Source organism: Tateyamaria sp. Alg231-49 (assembly GCF_900143535.1).
In the GTDB taxonomy this organism is placed as follows: Bacteria; Pseudomonadota; Alphaproteobacteria; order Rhodobacterales; family Rhodobacteraceae; genus Tateyamaria.
Genome location: NZ_FRFA01000009.1, coordinates 15,877 through 35,797 on the forward strand (window position 1 = coordinate 15,877; position 19,921 = coordinate 35,797).

A 19,921-nucleotide genomic window follows, 5' to 3' on the forward strand; every position below is an offset into this window, starting at 1 on the left:
AGATACAGGGGTCAGGGGGAATACGCCCCCTATGCAAATGGCGAAACGCGCCAATTTAGGAAACAGAAATGTTCAACGAAGTGAAAAAATCGATGCAGTGGGGCGAAGAAACGCTCACACTGGAAACAGGCAAGGTTGCCCGTCAGGCTGACGGGTCGGTCATTGCCACGCTGGGCGAAACCAGCGTTATGGCGAACGTGACGTTCGCGAAAAAACCAAAACCCGGTCAGGACTTCTTTCCTCTGACCGTCCATTATCAGGAAAAATACTACGCCGCGGGCAAAATCCCCGGTGGTTTCTTCAAGCGTGAGGCCCGCCCCACCGAGAAAGAGACCCTGACAGCCCGTCTGATCGACCGTCCGATCCGGCCCCTGTTCGTCTCCGGCTTCAAACACGAAGTTCTGGTGATGTGTACTGTTCTGTCCCACGATCTGGTCAATGACCCGGACATGGTGGCGATGATTGCGGCCTCTGCCGCGCTGACGATTTCCGGTGCCCCCTTCATGGGCCCAATCGGCGGTTGCCGCGTTGGTTTTGAGGACGGCGAATACGTTCTGAACCCAACTGTCGACGACATGCAGGACCTGCGTTTGAACCCTGAACAGCGCCTTGATCTGGTTGTTGCGGGTACGAAAGAGGCCGTGATGATGGTCGAATCCGAAGCTTACGAGCTTTCGGAAGCGGAAATGCTGGGTGCGGTGAAGTTCGCCCACGAGCAAATTCAGCCGGTCATCGACCTGATCATCAGCCTCGCCGAAGATGCCGCCAAAGAGCCGTTTGACTTCCAGGCGCCTGACTATTCTGACCTCTCAGCTGCTGTGAAAGCTGCCGGAGAAGAGCAGATGCGTGCGGCGTTCGCGATCTCTGACAAGCAAGAGCGTACAACGGCTGTGTCCGAAGCACGTGCCGCAATCCTTGCCGCACTGACCGAAGAGCAAGCCGAAGACTCAAACCTTGGCTCCGCCATGAAGGGTCTTGAGGCGTCCATCCTGCGCGGTGACGTTGTCAAAACGGGTACACGGATCGACGGTCGTAAGACTGACGAAATCCGCGACATTGTATGCCAGACTGGCCTTCTGCCCCGGACGCACGGCTCGGCCCTGTTCACCCGTGGTGAAACCCAAGGTCTGGTTGTGACCACGCTGGGCACCGGCGATGATGAACAGTTCATCGACGCCCTGCACGGCAACTTCAAATCCAACTTCCTGCTGCACTACAACTTCCCCCCCTACTCGGTGGGTGAAGCGGGTCGCGTGGGCCCTCCCGGCCGCCGCGAAATCGGTCACGGCAAACTGGCATGGCGCGCGTTGCAAGCCGTGCTGCCAGCCTCGACTGACTTCCCCTACACAGTGCGCTTGGTCTCGGAAATCACCGAATCCAACGGCTCAAGCTCGATGGCTTCTGTCTGTGGCGGTTCGCTGTCGATGATGGACGCAGGTGTGCCGCTGAAGAACGCGGTTGCCGGTGTGGCCATGGGTCTGATCCTGGAAGAAGACGGATCCTACGCGATCCTGTCCGACATCCTGGGTGACGAAGACCACCTTGGCGACATGGACTTCAAAGTGGCTGGTACCGAAAACGGCATCACCTCGTTGCAGATGGACATCAAGATCGCAGGCATCACGCCCGAGATCATGGAAAAAGCGCTGGATCAGGCCAAAGACGGCCGGATGCACATCCTTGGTGAGATGGCGAAATCCATCACGGGTGCGGCCGAGTTCTCCGAACACGCGCCACGTATCGAAACCATGCAGGTGCCAACGGACAAAATCCGTGAAGTCATCGGCTCGGGTGGTAAAGTGATCCGTGAAATCGTTGAAGTGTCCGGCGCCAAAGTCGACATCAACGACGACGGCATCATCAAGATCGCATCGCCAAACGGCGAGTCGATCAAGAAAGCCTACGACATGATCTGGTCCATCGTGGCCGAGCCCGAAGAAGGCGCGGTTTACACTGGTACAGTTGTGAAAATCGTCGACTTCGGTGCCTTCGTGAACTTCTTTGGCAAGCGCGACGGTCTGGTACACGTCTCTCAGATCGAAAACCGCCGCCTGAACCATCCTTCGGACGTTCTGAAGGAAGGCCAGGAAGTGAAGGTTAAGCTGTTGGGCTTTGATGATCGCGGCAAAGTGCGCCTGTCGATGAAAGTCGTCGATCAGGAAACTGGCGAAGAAGTGAAGAAAGAGGAAGCGGCAGAGGGCTAAGCCCAACGCGACCTACACTCAAAGGCCCCGGCGGAAACGCCGGGGCCTTCTTGTTTCTGAACCGCGACTATGGTTTTAGACCTCTATCAAATACGGAGTCCGATCATGCACGCTTTGCCCGATACTGAGGTCGTGACTGTAGTTTGTGACAGGGCAGTCTTTTGGCGCGCGCCAAACCCTGCACCGGCCGGGAATTCGGGGCCATGACATTTCCACCCGCATGGAAAATCAAACGGGAACTGTTCAGATTTTTCAGAACATTGCGAGATGTGCCTCGCACCTTGATCTGGTATTTGTTTGCGACGCCCTATTATGAATTCCGCATCGCCAAAGGACGCAAGACGTGGCAAGGCAAACAGACCCTGACGGACCGCATTGTGGTGTTGGTCATCTACCCGTCGCATGGATTGCCTGAAAGCACGCGGCTCATGATGCAACACATCCACGACAGCGGATACAGCATGGTCGTAGTGTCCAATCTGCCGTTGCCGCCAACCCATCGCGAAACAGTGCTGAACCTGTGTGCGACCTACATTGAACGCCCCAATTTCGGCTATGATTTCGGAGCTTACCGAGATGGAATGCTCTACGTCACGGAGCATGCCAAAAACGTGCACAGGCTCGCGCTGCTGAACGACTCTGCCTGGTATCCGCTGCCAGAAGGCTACAATTGGCTGAAGCAGGCCGAAGACATGGGACCCGATCTGGTCGGCGCTATATCCAACTACGGCGTCCCACGCATCAAACCCGAAATGTTTCAAGACGTGGAATGGACGTATTCTACAAAGCACCGCAACTTTCACTATTGTTCCTTCGCACTTAGTTTTGGTCCCGCCATCTACAACAATCCGAAATTCACCCAGTTTTGGAAAGGGTTTGCCATGGACAACAACAAAGCTAGAGTGGTCCGGCGCGGTGAAATTGGATTGACGCAATGGGTCATAAAAAGCGGTTACTCGCACGACTGTACCTGCAATCCGCAAATCCTCGCCACGACCCTCGACGGGCTATCAGATGACCGGCTGGACGGACTCGCACATAACCTCATTTTCCCAGAACACCCACGCGGTATGGACAAGAAAATGGAAGTTCTGAGGATACCGCGAGAGGATCCGGAATGGCGCGTCACACTCAAACGGCTTGTGTTTATGGCGGCGTCTACGCAAGGGATGAGCTACGCGCTTGCGGATCTCAACATCAATGAACTGAGATTCCCGTTTCTCAAGAAATCTCCGCTGCGCCTGTCGCGGGATGGATCAGACGTCTCTTTGCGCCTGATCCAGGATTTGCCCGGTGACATGGGCACCGCAATACGCGCAGAAGCAGAGCAACTGCGTCGGTCTTTGGACTAAGACCGACGCCACTCAGGGGTTCACCCCGGCGCTTTAGTAGTGCGAAGGTAAGGCAACACGGTGGTGAACTCCCCAAACTTGGCCTTGGCATCTTCGTCCGACACAGCAGCCGGGATGATCACGTCATCGCCGACGTTCCAGTTTGCTGGCGTTGCCACGCCATTGCCTGTCGACATCTGCAATCCATCCAGTGCGCGCAGCACCTCGGCAAAGTTCCGGCCCACTGTCATTGGATAAGTCATCGACAGTTTCAACTGCTTGTCTGGCCCAATGATAAAGACAGAGCGCACCGTGGCGCTGTCGGCAGGCGTACGGCCATCCGGCAGGTAAGCTTCGGCTGGCAGCATATCGAACGCTTTCGAAATCTCTAATCCGTCGTCCGCGATGATCGGGAAGCCCGCCGGCGCGCCGCCGACCGTTTCGATGTCGGCCTTCCAACGCTTGTGATCCTCGACCCCGTCCACGGACACGCCAAGAACTTTGGTGCCTCGCTTGGCCCATTCATCGCTCAGCTGTGCCACAGCGCCGAATTCGGTCGTGCAGACCGGCGTGAAATCCTTGGGGTGAGAAAACAGGATGGCCCAGCTGTCGCCAATCCACTCGTGCAGGGAAAATGTGCCCTGATCGGTCGTGACCGTCAGATCGGGTATCGTGTCATTAATGCGCAGACCCATGAGTTCCTCCATTGGGATAATTGCTGTCGCGTTAGATGTAGTCGATTTGCACCCGGCTTTCATCCCCTGTCTTGCCGCCGCTTGCGCTCGGTGTCACAGTCTGCTGCGAAACGCATGTCCTGGAGGGATTTTCATGCTCATCAAACGCGATTTTTACATCAACGGTGCGTGGGTCGCCCCACTGAACGGCACCGACCATCATGTCATCAACCCCTCGACCGAAGAGCCTTGTGCAACCATCTCACTGGGCGGTTCTGAGGATGCAGATGCGGCAGTGGCTGCGGCCAAGGCGGCTCTGCCCGGCTGGATGCACACGGACCCTGCCGAGCGGATTGCGCTGGTTGAAAAGCTGATCACCGCCTACGAGGCACGCGCCGATGATCTGGCCGAAGCGATGTCCACCGAAATGGGCGCGCCCATCGATATGTCCCGTGGCAGTCAGGTGGGTGCAGGCACATGGCATCTCAAGAACTTTGTGGAGGATGCAAAGGGTTTCCAATTCAATCGCCCCCTTGGCGACCACGCGCCCGGCGATCGCATCATTTACGAACCCGTCGGCGTTGCCGCCCTGATCACGCCTTGGAACTGGCCAATGAACCAGGTCACGCTGAAAGTTGGCGCGGCGGCCATCGCGGGTTGCACGATGGTCCTGAAACCGTCTGAGGAATCCCCGCTCAACGCGATGATCTTTGCTGAACTGATGGACGAAGTGGGCTTCCCAGCAGGTGTGTTCAACCTCGTGAACGGGGATGGCCCGGGCGTGGGAACAGCATTGTCCGGGCACAAAGACGTAGACATGGTGTCCTTTACCGGATCGTCCCGCGCCGGCACGCTGATCTCTAAGAATGCCGCAGACACGCTCAAGCGCGTGCATCTTGAACTGGGCGGAAAAGGCGCAAACCTGATCTTTGAGGATGCAGACGAAAAGGCCGTGAAACGCGGTGTGCTGCACATGATGAACAACACTGGCCAGTCCTGTAACGCACCCAGCCGCATGCTGGTCCAGCGCGGCATTTATGACCGCGTGGTCGAAGAAGCAGCCACGGTTGCGGGTAAAGTCACCGTTGGTCCCGCATCTGAGGCAGGCCGCCATATCGGCCCTGTCGTGAACGAAGTGCAGTGGAACAAAATCCAAGGTCTGATCGAAAAGGGCATCCAGGAAGGCGCCAAGCTGGTTGCAGGCGGCCCGGGACGTCCCGAAGGTTTCAATAAGGGCTTTTACGTGCGCCCCACCGTCTTTGCCGATGTGACCAACGAAATGACCATCGCCCGCGAGGAAATCTTTGGCCCAGTGCTCTCCATCATCCCATTTGAGACCGAAGAAGAGGCTGTCGAGATCGCCAATGACACGCCCTATGGCCTCACGAACTACGTCCAGACCCAAGACACGGGCCGGGCCAACCGGCTTGCCACGCAATTGCGCTCGGGCATGGTCGAGATGAATGGCACGTCGCGTGCGGCAGGCTCACCCTTTGGCGGCATGAAACAGTCCGGCAACGGGCGCGAAGGCGGCGTTTGGGGGATCGAAGATTTCCTTGAGGTCAAATCCGTCAGCGGCTGGGCGGCTGAATAAACGACGGCAGGCGGGGGATACCCCCGCCTGACCCATATCAGATGTCGCGCAGGATGCGGTCCGGCGCGGCGCGGCCCTTGGCGGGCAAGTTTGCCTGCACCTCGTCAATCACGTCAGGGCGCGAACAGTGGCGTGAAGGACAAACTCTGATTAGGCCTGACCGACAGAAAAAACCAAAATAAGTCGGCAAGCTCGAGACAATCCCGCGCTCAGGCGTAGATACCCAGTTGCGTTCGCATCAAGGTCAGCTTTGATCCCAAAGCAGCCGTTACACAATCGGCATTGCTCAAATGAATTGCACTCGAACTCAGTTCAGCGTGTTCTTATAGACTTTGCCGTCCTTCATGATCAGGTCAAAGTTCTCATGTGGGTCCGCGATCAAATCGATATCTTGCAGCGGGTTGCCATCAACTAGGATCAGGTCGGCACAAGCGCCTTTTGCGATCACACCCAAGTCACCTTGTTGATAGGGGTGACGCGGGCCGGAGAGCTTGAGCAGTTCGGCATTGGTCGAGGTGGCCATTTTCAGCACCTCGTAAGGGGAATACCAACGCTGCAATTTAGCAAGGAAAGCGCCCTGACGTTCCGCCAGTTTGGGATCGAAAAGAATATCCGTGCCAAAAGCAACTTTCACGCCAACTTCTTTCGCTGTTTTATAAGTAAAATCTGTCCCGTTGGTGACATCGATCCATTTTTGTTGGCTGACGGGGTCGTCAAAAGAAAAACCATCCTCGTCATCCAGAAGAGGTTGCACTGACAACCAAACGTCATTCTCTCGCATCAATTCCATCGTCTCTCGGCTCATCAGGAAGCCATGTTCGATAGACTTAACTCCAGCGGCAACGGCAATTTCCACTGCTTCGTCCGTGAATACATGCGATGCGACATAGGTGTTGTATGTGTCCGCCACCTCTACGAAAGCCTCGATCTCGGCTTTGGTATATTGGCGTACATCCAGAGGGTCGTAGGTGGATGATACCCCTCCGCCGGTGGAAATCTTAAGCTGGGTCGCGCCCATACGCATGATCTCACGCGCGCGTTTGATCACCTCCGGCACTCCATCGGCCTGCGCCATTAAACCAACGCTGTACCAGTACCATTGTGAATCTGCGCCGTTCGTCGGCACCGCCTGATATGGGCGATAATCAAAGTGACCGCCGGTTTGTGTAACGGGTGGGCCGGACGGCAGGATACGGGGGCCTTCGATCTCGCCCGCGTCAATCATCCTTTTGATGGCAAACGAATTACCGCCAACGTCGCGCACTGATGTAAACCCACGCATCAGCGTTCCTTGGGACCCTATGGCACCGCGCACCGCGACCTCAAGAATATCTCCGGTCACAACCACGCTCTGCGGGTTACAGCAATAAAGCGTGTGCCAGTGTACGTCGATCAGGCCAGGCATCAAAGTGCGTCCGCCGCCGTCGATGACGATAGCATTGGCGACTGCAAGGGGTTCAGAGGACACCGCTGTGATCAGATTGTCGGTTACAACGACATTTGCATTTTCAATAATTTCCTCATTCACACCATCGAACACGTTGACGTTTGTGAACAGGATCGACCCCGCGTCCTGAGAGATTGCTTGTGAACTCGCAATAGTAAAAGCAATCGACGAAGCCGCCGCAAGTTTGGAAAAGCGCATTTTCAAATCCTCGAAAAACTTTGTTGTAGAAATCATCACAGCGGAAACGAATTTTTACAAGGATTGCCTCACCTTTCTGCGTGGCTGCTTTGTCCCGCGCCGTCGCCCTTCATCCTTTGTTAACGAATACCATCGCGCGCCCTGTTACCCCTGCAGGCGGTGCGCAGGTATTGCACGGGCGGTGTATGGGGTGTGACGGCCTCAATCACCATAAACCAAGGACGTTAACCCTAGATTCGCGCCAAGGCGAAAACCTGGCACCGCGCCTTGGGCGTTCAGAAAGGTGCGGGTGCACGAAACCGCATCATGCGCCCCGAATCCGGATGCTTGATGCGCAGTTCTTCGGAATGCAGCATCAACCGCTCAAAGTCGCGCGCCTCACCTGTCGCATAGAACGGGTCGCCCAGTATCGGATGGCCCAATGCCAGCATGTGCACGCGCAATTGGTGGCTGCGCCCGGTCTGGGGCATCAGCCGCACGCGGGTCTCCGTCGCACTGTCGCGCAGCACTCGCCAATCGGTCACGGCAGCCTTGCCGTTCTCGTGGTCTACATGCTGGCGCGGGCGATTGGGCCAGTCCACAATCAGCGGCAGATCGACCCGGCCGGTTTTGAGCGTCAGGCGCCCCCAAACCCGCGCCACATAGGTCTTTTTGGCAGCGCGCAATTCGAACTGTTTGGACAGGAAGCGTTGCGCGTGCGGAGTGAGGCCAAACACCATCACACCGCTTGTGTCCCGGTCCAGTCGATGCACAAGCAGCGCATGAGGCCAGACCGCCTGCACCCGCGCGATAAGGCAGTCAGACAGATGTTCGCCCTTGCCCGGCACACTGAGCAACCCAGATGGTTTGCTGACCACCAGCATCTCTGCATCGTCGTGCAGCACATCAAGCGGATCGCTCGGGGGGGTGTAGGTGTCATCCATGTCCTTCGCCTGACAAATGCGCGCGCCAGAGGCAACCCCAATCACGTTTCGGCGAGGCATTGGGTTGTCCCTTTGCATCCCGAACAGGGGGATGATCTGTCAACAACATGAGATATCTTGCCGCCCTGCTGTTCGCCCTGCCCTCACTTGCCTTTGCCCAGTGCGGCCCGGACGCCCCCTGCGAAATCGACGGCGGCAGCTATCACATGCTGGTGCCCGACGGGGTGTCTGAAAACGCACCTGCATTGGTGTTCTTTCACGGGCACAATGCGACAGGCGGGATGATCTTTCGGGGCGGCATCCGGTCGGACTTTGCTGAGGCCGGATATGTGGTGATCGCGCCCAACGGCACACCCATCGAGGGGCGAAGGACCCTCCGCTGGGCTGGGCGCGAGGGGGGCACACGCGATGATGTCGCCTTTACACTAGACGTGATCGAGGACGCGAAGACGCGTGTGTCCATCGACCCCGAGCGCATCTATGTGGCGGGCTTTTCTGCCGGTGGATCAATGGCGTGGCTTATGGCATGCAAGGCCGCGGCGCCCTTTGCTGGCTTTGCCTCGATCTCGGGAGCCTTGCGCCAGCCGAACGACACCACAGATTGCCCATCCGCGCCCGTACGCTTTCTGCAAATCCACGGGTTTGGCGACAATCAGGTCCCGTTTGAGGGACGCGCCATCCGGGATTGGCATCAGGGCAGTGTGTGGGACAGCCTGTCTCTTGCCCGGACAGTCAACCAATGCCGCAGCCATCCTGACAGCATCGACATTGGCGAGCGGTTCCGCTGCCGGATGTGGGATGACAGTTGCGGTGAAGGTGCCATCAAATTCTGCGAACATGATGGCGGTCATGGGCTGCCCCGTGGCTGGACGGTGATGGCCCGCGATTGGTTCGAAGCGGGTTAGGGCCCAACCTTGTCCCGGCTGCGCATTTGCCGGAACATCGACACCGAATAGATCACCAGCGCCGTCCAGATCATCGGGAAGGCAATCATGCGGGCCTGTCCAAAAGGCTCTTTGAATACCAGAACAGCACAGAGAAAGATCATAGTGGGCGCGACATATTGTAGGACTGCAATGGTGGTCAACTGTAGCCCTTTGGCCCCATTGGCATAGAGCATCAACGGGATCGCCGTCACCGCGCCACAGCCCAACAGTAACCAAGTGTTGCGCGCATCACCCGCCATGAATTGCCCCTGCCCGGTCAGTCCCAGCCATGTGGCATAGGCAAGCGCAGGAACAAGCAGGATCAACACTTCGAGCAGGAACCCTTGATTTGGCCCGATAGGAAGTTGCTTTTTGGCCAGCGCATAAAAGCCCCATGTGATTGTCAACGTTAGGGCCGCCCACGGCACAGTGCCTGCCGATATTGTCAGCACAGCCACCGCGCAGGCAGCCAATGCAATGGCGACCATTTGCGCGCGGGTCAGCCGTTCACGCAGGAAAATCGCCCCGAGGGCGACGGAAAACAGCGGGTTGATATAATATCCCAAGGCCGCATCCAGCGTCCTGTCAGCCGAGATTGCCCAGACGTAGATGCCCCAGTTCACCGACACGAGGGCCGCGGTCACACAGCCCATCGCCAACATCCGCGGATTGCGCAAGGCAGCGCTCAGATCACCGGTGCGCCTGATCACGATCAACACGACCGCCGCGATTGGCACCGACCAGATAACACGATGCGCAACGACTTCCGCCGCGCTGATATGGCTGAGCATTTTCATGTAAAGCGGCAAGAAGCCCCAGAACACATAGGCCCCAAGCGCGAACATCAGCCCGCGCGGCGTATCGCCAGAATTTTGCGTCATGAACGGGGTCCTCTCGAGCGACCCCTAGCACCGGATCAAAGCGGCGTCACGCCTTCACCCGCTCTGATTTCGGGTCATACATCGGTTTAAGCGACACCTCAGCCTTGACTCGCGTACCTGCCACGTCGATCTCGTAGTCTGACCCCAGAACATCCGCGACCGTCTGGCCCTTACACGGCACATAACCAAGACCCATCGCGGCTCCAAGGTGATGCCCATACCCGCCAGAGCTGAGGTAGCCCACGATCTCGTTGTCCCGCACAATCGGTTCGTTGTGATAAAGCAGCGGCTCGGGGTCCGTCAGCTTGAATTGCACAAGGCGATTGTCCAGTCCTTCGTCCTTTTTTCGCAGAACGGCATCGCGCCCGATAAAGTCAGGTTTGTCCGTTTTGACGGCAAAGCCAAGACCCGCCTCAAGCACGTGATCCTCGCAGGTGATGTCGTGCCCAAAATGGCGGAACCCTTTTTCGATGCGGCAGGTGTCCATCATGTGCATCCCGCACATCCGCAGGTCCATGTCCTGCCCGGCCTCATGCAGAACCTCAAAGACATGCCCCGCCATATCCGCGCTGACATAGACCTCCCATCCCAACTCGCCCACATATGTCACACGGTGCACACGAGCATGGCCCATGCCAATCTCGACGTCCTGCGCGGTGCCAAAGGGGTTAGTGTCGTTGGAAAAGTCATTCGGGCTGACAGCCTGCAACAGTTTGCGCGCGTTGGGGCCCATGACGGCCAGCACCCCCTCACCTGCGGTAACGTCCGTAATGACGACATTGAAATCACCCACATGGCGCTGCATCCATGTCTGATCGGCCAGCCGCGTCGCAGCAGGGGTGACCACAAGATAGGCAAGCTCAGAGAGCCGGGTCACTGTCACATCTGCCTCGATCCCACCCCGATCGTTGAGGAACTGGGTGTAGACGATCTTGCCCGCTGGTACGTCGTATTGCCCGCCACCAACATAGTTCATAAAGGCCATCGCGTCCGGGCCTTCGACCCGGATTTTTCCGAAAGACGACATGTCGTACATGCCAACATTCTCGCGCACTGCCTTGTGTTCCTGTGCGACGTTGCCAAAGAAGTTCTGGCGTTTCCACGAGTATTCGTAGTCAGCATTTTGCCCCGGATTGGCGAACCAGTTGGCCCGTTCCCATCCTGACAATTCACCCATGACCGCACCCCGTTCGATCAGGTGGTGATGGAAGGGCGTGCGACGCACACCGCGTGCCGTGGCCTTTTGTCGATAGGGGAAATGGTCTGCGTAAAGCAGGCCAAGCGTTTCAGTCGACCGTTCTGCAAGGTATGTTTTGTTGCCCTGAAATGGCTGCATCCGGGTAATATCAACGTCGCCCAGGTCAAAGGGCTTTTGCCCATCTTCCATCCACTGCGCCAGCGCCATACCTGCGCCACCCGCCGATTGGATGCCGATGGAGTTAAAGCCGCAGGCAACCCAGACATTGTCCATCTCGGGCGCGAGGCCAAGGTGGTAGGCATCGTCCGGCGTGAAGGACTCCGGCCCGTTGAAGAAGGTGTGAATGCCCGCCTCGGCCAACATTGGCATGCGGTTCACCGCCGCCTCAAGGATCGGTTCAAAGTGGTCGAAGTCCTCGGGCAGTTGATCGAATTCAAAATCGCGTGGGATACCGTCCACGGCCCACGGTTTAGCGTTGGGTTCAAACGCACCCAGCAGCATCTTGCCAGCGTCTTCCTTGTAGTAGGCGCATTCGTCCGGCACCCGCAGCACAGGTAGTTGGGTGAGTCCCGAAATGGCTTCGGTCACAATGTAGAAGTGTTCGCAGGCTTGAAGCGGTACGTTCACGCCTGCCATGCGGCCAACTTCATGGCCCCACATGCCCGCGCAGTTGACAACATGATCGCAAGCGATGTGGCCGCTTGTGCCATCCTCACCCTGCCAGTCGACGCCCGTGATGCGCCGCCCGTCTTTGGTCAGCCCGGTGACCGCCGTGCGTTCCTGCACCCGCGCTCCGCCTTGCCGCGCTCCCTTTGCCAGTGCCAGCGCGATGTTGGCCGGATCGCCCTGCCCATCCAGCGGCAGGTAAACGCCGCCCGTGACATCTTCGATATTGAGGTGTTCGTAGCGGGCTTTGATCTCGGCCGCCGAGGCTTCTTCGACCTCGACCCCAAAGGCCCGCGCCATGCCGGCCTGCCGGTGCAATTCCTCCAGCCGTTCCTCCGTGAGGGCCGCTGTGATCGACCCCACCCGTTTGAACCCGGTGGCCACGCCGGTTTCGGCCTCAAGGTTTCCGTAGAGTTCCTGACTGTACTTGGCGAGCTTGGTCATGTTGGCCGTGGCGCGCAGCTGCGCGATCAACCCGGCTGCGTGCCACGTGGTGCCAGAGGTAAGCTGTTTGCGTTCCAACAGCACAACGTCCTTCCAGCCCAGTTTGGTCAGGTGGTAAGCGACAGAACAACCGATGACGCCACCGCCGATGATGACGACGCGAGCGTGGGAAGGCAGATCAGGCATGACGCGGTTCCTTTAAACGATGGTGTGCCCCGCCGCGCGCAGGCGTCGGGCAATTTCGGCAATGTGGGTCGGGCTAACTTCGCAACAGCCCCCAACGATGGTCGCGCCCATGTCGATCCAAGTCATGACATGATCGGCGTAGGCTTCGGGCGCGAAGTCATGGCGCAGGGTGAGCGCATCAACAGTCGGCTTCTCCTCCAAAAATCCTTCGGAGATTTGGACAAAGCCGTTGGCATAGGCGCCGAAGGGGAGAGCTGTGTGCTTGATCTTGTCGAGCGCTGTGGTGATCGCCTCGGGTGCAGAGCAGTTGATCAGGAGAGCCGCCGCGCCGCTTTCGGCAATGGGCAAAACGTCTGCGACGGGCTCACCAGAGCGAAGGACGTTCCCGTCCTGATCATCGACGGTCATGGCAAGCCAGACAGGCTTTCCAGTTGTTCGGGCTGCGGCCAGAACGTCACGAGCGTGAGCAAGCGAGGACACGGTTTCGCACAGGATGAAATCGCAGCGTTCACCCAGATGGTCCGCGACTTCGGTGAACAAAGCGACCGCCTCATCCGACGCCGGATGCAAGTCGGGTCGATAGCTGGCACCAAGCGGGCCGATGGCCCCAGCCACACGGCCTGAACCGTGTTGGGCACGCGCCGTTGACGCTTCGTTCAGCGCGCGGGCGAAAAGGTCGGGCAGTTGCCCCTCGAGCGGAGTGTCTGCGACCCGGTCACGGTGCAAGGCATAGGTGTTGGCGGTGGCGATCGTGGCCCCGGCGGCAAAGAAATCCGCATGAATTGCCTGAACGAGACCCGGGTGGTCCTGCATCACTTGCGTGGACCATAGAGGTGTCGGGATGTCGCCAGAGCGGCGGACAAGTTCCTGCCCCATGCCGCCGTCCAGAAGGGTGATGTCTGTCATGTCTTCAGTCCTCGGGATGGGGCGGGACAGGGCCCATGGGCACGATGTCGTACTTTGCGTTCAGGGCATCCATCTTTGCACTGTCGGCAAAGTCGGCCTCGGACATCTGCGCCATCTCGGCCAGAAATCCGTCAAAGCCGGAGGGTTGGTAGATCATCAGCATGCGGGCCGGACCACCTGCACTGCGGCAGGCATGTGGCAGGCCCGGCGGCACGTGCAACGTCGTGCCCGCAACCGCCTTGTGCCACGTGCCATCGACGTAGAAATCGACCGCACCTTCGAGGATGTAAAACGTCTCTGCATGGGTGTCGTGCCGGTGCAGTCCAAGGGCAAAGCTGGCCTTGAGATTGTCTTCCATCAACGTGTAGGCGCCGCCTGTATCAGCGGCGGACACCTTCACAAACGTGTGGTCATTCTCCCACTGATAGTTGGTACCGGTGCCCGGCGGCAGGATGGAAGCCTTGGTCATGCCCGCAGCCGTTCGTTTTCCGGATCCCAAAGCGGAACGTCTGGCTGCACAGTCGCTTTGCACCGTTTGCCATAGATTTCGACTTCAAGCGTTTGGCCCGGCGTCGCCAGTTCGGTTTTCACCACACCCAACGCCACGGACGCCCCGATACGGTAGCCCCAGGCACCTGACGTGGTTTCCCCCACAACGGTGTCCCCGTCCCAAATCGTCGACATGTAAGGCGCGTCTTGATCACCTGCGTCCACCAGCAACGTCACGAACCGCTTTTTCGATCCCTGCTGCTTTTCGTTCATCAAGGCCGCCTTGCCGGGGAAATCCTGTGGCTTGTCGAGTTTGACAAACCGGTCGAGCCCACCCTCAAACAAGGTGTAGTCGGTCGACAGATCGCCCTTCCACGCGCGGTACCCTTTTTCGATACGCAGCGCATTGAGGGCATACATGCCAAAGGGGATGGCCCCCGCACCACGCACCGCCGCGTAAAGCGCGGGGATATCGGCGTTCTTGGCGTGGATCTCCCACCCCAGTTCGCCCGCAAAGCTGACGCGCGCCAACATGCAAGGCACGCCCGCAACCGTTGCAAGCTGGTGGCTGAGCCACGTCGCCCGCAGGTCCGCATCCGTACCCATCGCCTGAAACGCGTTGCGTGAATCCGGACCACACACGATCAGAGTGCTGAATTCTTCCGTGTGATCGGTCAGGCTCAACCCCTCGGGCAGGCCTGCCTTCAACACTTCGAAATCATGCCATTGCGCATTGGCCGCTGTGATCAGGGTAAAGTCATCCTCGTCGTGCCGGATCAGCGACATCTCAGTCAGGATGCGGCCACGGCTGTCTGCAAAGTAACCGAGGTTCATACGCCCTGCTTTGGGCAAACCGCCTGTAATGCGGCCACGCAAATATTCTGCGGCCCCCGCGCCCGTCAGTTTGAAACGGGAGAATCCGGGCAGGTCCAGAACGCCAACCTTGTCGCGCACAGCTTCGCATTCTTCTTTGACCCGAATGGTCCACGGCCCCTTACGGTTCCATGTTTCTGTCGCCTCAAGCGAGGTGTCGTCCCCGTCCTTGGCGAACCAATTGGCCCGTTCCCATCCGTTGTAGGCCCCCATGACACCGCCCTGCTCAAGGATCGTTTCATGCACGGGCGACAGTTTCTTGTCGCGCCCAGCTGGCCATTCGTGATGCGGGAAGTGCATGGCGTATTCGTGCCCGTATGTTTCCAGCGCTTTCTGCAGGGAATAGTCGTGATCGGCGTAGCCGGTATAACGGCGTGGATCGACGGCCCACATGTCCCACTCGGTTTCGCCGTGCATGATCCACTCCGACAGGACCTTGCCCGCACCGCCTCCTTGGGCGATCCCAAAGGTAAAGCAGTGCCCTTCGAACGCGTTTTTGACGCCCGGCATTGGCCCAAGCAGTGGTAGCCCATCGGGTGCGTATGGAATCGGTCCGTTGATGTTGCGGCCGACGCCAGCGGTGCCAAGGGCAGGAACGCGCTCCATCGCGTCTTCGATGTAGAACTCCAACCGCTCCAGATCGTCGGGGTAGAGCTGGAATGAGAAGTCTTCGGGCATCAGATCGTCAGGTGTGATCCAGTGCGCTTTGCAGTTGCGCTCGTATGGGCCGAGGTTCAGGCCGTTCTTGTCCTGACGCAGGTAGTAGCTGATGTCGACATCGCGGATGATGGGCAGTTTGCGCCCGTTTTCCTTTGTCCATGCGGCGACTTCAGGAATTTCGTCCGTCAGGAAGTACTGGTGGGACATGACCACCATCGGCACGGTACGCCCGCCGAAGGGTTTGAACATCTCGCCCACGCGCTGTGCGTAGTAGCCCGCACAGTTCACGACGAACTCGCAGCGGATGTCGCCCTTGTCCGTCTTCACAATCCACTCGTCCCCGTCCTTGTCGATGCCTGTGGCTGGGCAGAACCGTTCGATCCGCGCACCTGCGTCGCGTGCGCCCTTGGCCATGGCTTGGGTCAGCTGGGCTGGGTCAATGTCGCCGTCCAACGGGTCCCACATGCCACCTGCAAGCTCGTGCGTTTCCATGAAGGGATGGTGTTCTTTCATCTCGTCAGGCGTCAGGATCGGCATCTCAAGGCCCTGATAACGGCCCATGCCTGCGACCCGCTCGAACTCCTGCATCCGCTCTTTGGAATGTGCCAGACGCAGGGACCCTGTGACGTGGTAGTTCATCGGATAGTCCACGTCCGTCGCCAGCGTCCGGTACATTTCCAGCCCGTAGCGCTGCATATTCAGGATCGCCCAGGAGCCCGAAAAGTTCGGGCAGTTGCCCGCAGCGTGCCATGTTGAACCTGCCGTCAGTTCGTTCTTTTCCAGCAGAACGCAGTCTTTCCAGCCCGCTTTGGCCAGATGATAAAGGGTCGAGGTCCCGACAGCACCACCACCGATGATGACCACGCGGGCCGTTGTTGGAAAATCACTCATGCTCAGTTCTCCCGTTGCGGAACATCGTCCGCGATGTCGTAATAATCGCCCTTATCGGCAGTGAAGATATGGCGTTCCAGCCGGATGCCCGATGGCCCGTCGATCAGACCCATCGAAAAACTAATCTTGGGTTCGCTGTCCATTTTCCAGAACAGAAACGACCCGCAGGTAGGGCAAAACCCCCGACGTGCAACGTCGCTGGAGGCATACCAGCGCACCTCGCCTTGTGTTGTCAGGTCTTCGTCAGCGACCAGGCCAGACGCCCAATGATGGCCGGACTGTTTGCGGCACTGGGTGCAATGGCATGCACTGGCTCGGATCACGTTTTTGACCGTAAAGGTCACCGCGCGGCAATTGCAGCTTCCCTTCAGCATTACGCCCGCCCCGGTGTGGCGGCGGTGCCAAGAAGGACGCCATAGATAACAAAGCATGCGGCCATGACGCGTCTCACCCAGACATTGAAAACGGCCCCTAAGGCTGCGCGCCCGATCCCTGCCCCAAGTGCGGTGAACCCGACATAACTGAGCGCGGTGATGGTCAGCGCCGTTGGCACAATCAGCCCCATCTGATCCCAGACGGGCACGTCGGGCTGAACGAACTGCGAGAACGCTGCGAGGTAACCGGCCACGCTTTTGGGGTTGATCGTGGCAATGGCGAATGCGCGCAAATAGATGGATTTTCCCGAAGGGGCCACGAGTTTGGGCGGCTTGGTCGCATTCATCCACCCCCGAATGCCAAGAAACACAAGGAAAGCGGCCCCGATCAACTTGGCCACCCAGAACGCAGTGGGCGAAGCGGCAATCAACGCCGTCACACCAAGCGCCGAAAGCAGCAAGAACAATGTGGCTTGAGTAAGGATCGCCAGCACGCCGATCAGAGAGCGGCGAAAACCGAGCGTCATCCCGTTTGTGATGCAGTTCACGGCATTTGGCCCCGGCGTGGTGACAAACACCACCCAGAACAGCGCAAATATGGCCCATCCCTCAAACGACATCAGTACACCGGCGGCGCAATGACCCAGATCGCAACGGCTGGGGTGTCATAGGGGTTCATCCAGCGAAACGCCTCGCCCCGGATGCGAAAACTGTCGCCGGGGTGCAGGGTGAAATGCTGTCCAGCGATATCCAGATCAAGGCGACCTGAGATCAGATAGCCAACCTCTTGAGTTGGCCTTGCGACCGGGGTTTCGATCTCGCTATGCGCCTCGAAGGTGGAGTGCACCATTTCGAAATCATCCGTGAGGTCCGGAGAAAGTAATTCCTCGACCAGACCCGCGGTGCGTGAGCCAATTGGGCGGCGCGCGGTGCTGCGCACAACATACCCTTCCTCTTCTGCAGGGGCCGCGCCGCGCCGGAACAAGGTGGACACGGCAATGTCCAAGGTCGCTGCTATGTGACGCAAATCGGTAATTGAAGGCTCTGAAAGATCGCGCTCCACCTGACTGAGCCAACCGACCGAGCGCCCCAGAGCAGCCCCCATATCCTGTAGCGTCATTCCTCGCGCCTTGCGCAGGGCACGTAGGTCAGCCCCTAGGCTGGACGGGGAGGAGAGTTGGGTTTGCAGCATGATCTCGTGAAATTTTGGTTTCAAATTTCACGTAAAGTCAGAATCAGTGAAAAATCAAATGATTTTTTCACACAGCCCGAAATACGCCGGCAAGAATCTCGATCAAAGAGTCCGCGTCATCCCATGTGAAAGCGTCCTGTTGGTCACTGTCGATGTCAAAGACCGCAATCAGGTCACCCGCGCCGTTTCGCACCGGCAGGACCAATTCAGAACGGGTCGATGAAGCACATGCAATATGTCCCGGAAAGGCATCGACATCCGCCACCAACTGCACCTCGCCAGTCCGCGCCGCAGCCCCGCATACCCCGCGCGAAAAGGGTATTTGCAAGCAGCCGTGTCCGCCTTGATAGGGCCCGATCTTGAGCATTTCGGGGCCAGTGACCCGGTAAAACCCGGTCCAGTCAAAACGTGTGTCGCTGTGATGCACTTCGCAAGCAACTGTTGCCATGAGTGCAACGGCGTCATCTTCGCCTTCGGTCAGAGCCGCAATGGTTTTGGCGAGGTCTGTGTAGTCGGGCATGGTTTGTCTTTTTGGCTGAGCTCGGTTTGGGGGCTGTCTGCCCCCGGCGCTGGCGCGCCTCCCCCGAGGATTTTTTTAATCAGAGAAGGTTATGGGCGCTCAATGGCGATAGCTGTGCCTTCGCCGCCGCCGATGCAGATTGCTGCAACGCCGCGCTTGAGATTGCGCTTTTCCAGAGCGTTCAGCAACGTCACCATGATCCGCGCACCCGACGCGCCAATTGGATGTCCCAAGGCGCAGGCCCCACCGTTGACGTTGACCACATCATGGGACAGTCCCATTTCGCGCATGAAGGCGAGTGGCACCACGGCGAATGCCTCGTTTACCTCCCACAGATCCACGTCGTCTTTGGTCCAACCGATACGTTCGAGCAGCTTTTGCGCAGCCGGTACAGGCGCTGTTGTGAAAAGGCCCGGCGCCTGCGCATGACTGGCGTGCCCAAGGATGCGCGCTCGGATCGTCAAACCTTGAGTTTCCGCAGCTTTTTCAGAGGCGAGCAGAAGGGCCGCCGCGCCGTCCGAAATCGAAGATGAGTTGGCCGCTGTCACCGTCCCCCCGTCTCGGAATGCGGGTTTCAGGTGCGGAATCTTGTCGGGCCGCGCGGTGCCGGGTTGTTCGTCGGTATCAATTGTAATGGCCCCTTTGCGTGAAGGCACTTCGACCGGCGTGACTTCTGCGTCGAACGCGCCGTTCGCGATGGCGGCCTGAGCGCGCGAGAGCGATGTCAAAGCGAATTCATCCTGAATGTCCCGCGTGAACTGAAATGCCTCAGCACAATCTTCGGCGAAAGTGCCCATAAGACGGCCCTTGTCATAGGCATCCTCGAGCCCGTCGAGGAACATATGATCCACCACCTGTCCATGCCCCAGACGGGCCCCATCACGCATTTTAGGCAACAGGTAAGGGGCGCTTGACATGCTTTCCATGCCACCCGCGATCATCGTGTCTGTGTGCCCGAGAGCGATCTGATCAAAGGCGATCATTGCCGCTTTCATGCCTGACCCACACATCTTGTTCAGGGTGGTTGCCGGGACGTCCTCGCCAAGGCCCGCGGCAAACCCCGCCTGCCGCGCTGGGGCCTGGCCCTGTCCGGCGGGCAATACACATCCCATAAGAACTTCCTCCACCGTCTTGGCCCCGGCACCGGCCATGGCCGCCGAAATGGCCTGCCCCCCCAAACTGGCGGCAGGCACATCAGAAAGCGCGCCCTGGAAACCGCCCATCGGCGTGCGGGCTGCGCCTGCGATTACAACTGAGGTCATGGCTTTGGAATCCTTCGCGCAAGAGTGGAAACATAATAGTAAGGATTGTCTTTTAGACACGCAATCTAACAGGAAAACTGGA

17 protein-coding genes are annotated in these 19,921 nt (G+C 58.5%); 4 read left to right on the top strand and 13 right to left on the bottom strand.

Translation table 11 applies throughout. The annotated features are described in order from the left end of the window. The first annotated feature begins 68 nt into the window (after positions 1 to 68). Together pnp and DHN60_RS14675 are read left to right on the top strand one after the other, a co-directional pair. Positions 69 to 2,204 (top strand): polyribonucleotide nucleotidyltransferase, encoded by a 2,136-nt coding sequence (gene pnp, locus DHN60_RS14670; protein ID WP_108838082.1) that lies wholly within the window; start codon positions 69 to 71, stop codon positions 2,202 to 2,204. Positions 2,205 to 2,407: 203 nt separating this feature from the next. Next, on the top strand, positions 2,408 to 3,556 hold the full coding sequence (locus tag DHN60_RS14675; RefSeq protein WP_159089230.1) for a rhamnan synthesis F family protein: 1,149 nt from the start codon (positions 2,408 to 2,410) through the stop codon (positions 3,554 to 3,556). 20 nt (positions 3,557 to 3,576) lie between these two features. Here the strand turns inward: DHN60_RS14675 and DHN60_RS14680 are convergent, their stop codons facing one another. Then, the gene (locus DHN60_RS14680; protein WP_108838199.1) at positions 3,577 to 4,230 is read right to left on the bottom strand and encodes a peroxiredoxin; all 654 of its coding nucleotides are present in this window, start codon (positions 4,228 to 4,230) and stop codon (positions 3,577 to 3,579) included. A 133-nt stretch (positions 4,231 to 4,363) separates the two neighbouring features. Here DHN60_RS14680 and DHN60_RS14685 point away from each other — a divergent pair, with 133 nt between their 5' ends. Next, positions 4,364 to 5,803 carry an aldehyde dehydrogenase family protein gene (locus tag DHN60_RS14685; protein WP_108838084.1) on the top strand — a complete coding sequence of 480 codons (1,440 nt, stop codon included), beginning with the start codon at positions 4,364 to 4,366 and terminating at the stop codon, positions 5,801 to 5,803. 307 nt (positions 5,804 to 6,110) lie between these two features. On the opposite strand, the gene DHN60_RS14690 is transcribed toward DHN60_RS14685, so the two are convergent. Together DHN60_RS14690 and DHN60_RS14695 are read right to left on the bottom strand one after the other, a co-directional pair. Further along, positions 6,111 to 7,448, bottom strand: a complete 1,338-nt coding sequence (locus tag DHN60_RS14690; protein ID WP_234423650.1) for an amidohydrolase family protein — start codon at positions 7,446 to 7,448, stop codon at positions 6,111 to 6,113. A 275-nt stretch (positions 7,449 to 7,723) separates the two neighbouring features. Continuing rightward, positions 7,724 to 8,431, bottom strand: coding sequence for an RluA family pseudouridine synthase (locus tag DHN60_RS14695; RefSeq protein ID WP_108838086.1), 708 nt, complete (start codon positions 8,429 to 8,431; stop codon positions 7,724 to 7,726). A 47-nt stretch (positions 8,432 to 8,478) separates the two neighbouring features. Here DHN60_RS14695 and DHN60_RS14700 point away from each other — a divergent pair, with 47 nt between their 5' ends. Further along, the gene (locus DHN60_RS14700; RefSeq protein WP_108838087.1) at positions 8,479 to 9,276 is read left to right on the top strand and encodes a PHB depolymerase family esterase; all 798 of its coding nucleotides are present in this window, start codon (positions 8,479 to 8,481) and stop codon (positions 9,274 to 9,276) included. Here DHN60_RS14700 and rarD read toward each other — a convergent pair. The 10 genes from rarD to DHN60_RS14750 form a co-directional block, all read right to left on the bottom strand. After that, entirely contained in the window at positions 9,273 to 10,178 is a 906-nt protein-coding gene (gene rarD / locus DHN60_RS14705) for an EamA family transporter RarD (protein ID WP_108838088.1), read from the bottom strand. The genes DHN60_RS14700 and rarD overlap by 4 nt on opposite strands. Positions 10,179 to 10,224: 46 nt before the next feature. After that, a complete protein-coding gene (locus DHN60_RS14710; protein WP_108838089.1) occupies positions 10,225 to 12,672 on the bottom strand; it encodes an FAD-dependent oxidoreductase in 2,448 nt (815 codons plus the stop codon). A 12-nt stretch (positions 12,673 to 12,684) separates the two neighbouring features. After that, positions 12,685 to 13,578 (bottom strand): homocysteine S-methyltransferase family protein, encoded by an 894-nt coding sequence (locus DHN60_RS14715; protein ID WP_108838090.1) that lies wholly within the window; start codon positions 13,576 to 13,578, stop codon positions 12,685 to 12,687. A gap of 4 nt (positions 13,579 to 13,582) precedes the next feature. Then, a complete protein-coding gene (locus DHN60_RS14720) occupies positions 13,583 to 14,047 on the bottom strand; it encodes a cupin domain-containing protein (RefSeq protein ID WP_108838091.1) in 465 nt (154 codons plus the stop codon). Then, on the bottom strand, positions 14,044 to 16,491 hold the full coding sequence (locus DHN60_RS14725) for an FAD-dependent oxidoreductase (protein ID WP_108838092.1): 2,448 nt from the start codon (positions 16,489 to 16,491) through the stop codon (positions 14,044 to 14,046). Before DHN60_RS14725 ends, DHN60_RS14720 begins: the two co-directional genes overlap by 4 nt. 2 nt (positions 16,492 to 16,493) lie before the next feature. Then, complete coding sequence (locus tag DHN60_RS14730; protein WP_108838093.1) at positions 16,494 to 16,865, bottom strand: GFA family protein; 372 nt, start codon at positions 16,863 to 16,865, stop codon at positions 16,494 to 16,496. Further along, entirely contained in the window at positions 16,865 to 17,485 is a 621-nt protein-coding gene (locus tag DHN60_RS14735; RefSeq protein WP_108838094.1) for a LysE family translocator, read from the bottom strand. The genes DHN60_RS14730 and DHN60_RS14735 overlap by 1 nt, the downstream gene beginning before the upstream one ends. Then, positions 17,485 to 18,057 carry a helix-turn-helix domain-containing protein gene (locus DHN60_RS14740; RefSeq protein ID WP_108838095.1) on the bottom strand — a complete coding sequence of 191 codons (573 nt, stop codon included), beginning with the start codon at positions 18,055 to 18,057 and terminating at the stop codon, positions 17,485 to 17,487. Before DHN60_RS14740 ends, DHN60_RS14735 begins: the two co-directional genes overlap by 1 nt. Positions 18,058 to 18,124: 67 nt before the next feature. Continuing rightward, on the bottom strand, positions 18,125 to 18,577 hold the full coding sequence (locus DHN60_RS14745) for a GAF domain-containing protein (RefSeq protein WP_108838096.1): 453 nt from the start codon (positions 18,575 to 18,577) through the stop codon (positions 18,125 to 18,127). An 89-nt stretch (positions 18,578 to 18,666) separates the two neighbouring features. Continuing rightward, positions 18,667 to 19,839, bottom strand: coding sequence for an acetyl-CoA C-acyltransferase (locus DHN60_RS14750; RefSeq protein ID WP_108838097.1), 1,173 nt, complete (start codon positions 19,837 to 19,839; stop codon positions 18,667 to 18,669). Between the last annotated feature and the right edge of the window lie 82 nt (positions 19,840 to 19,921).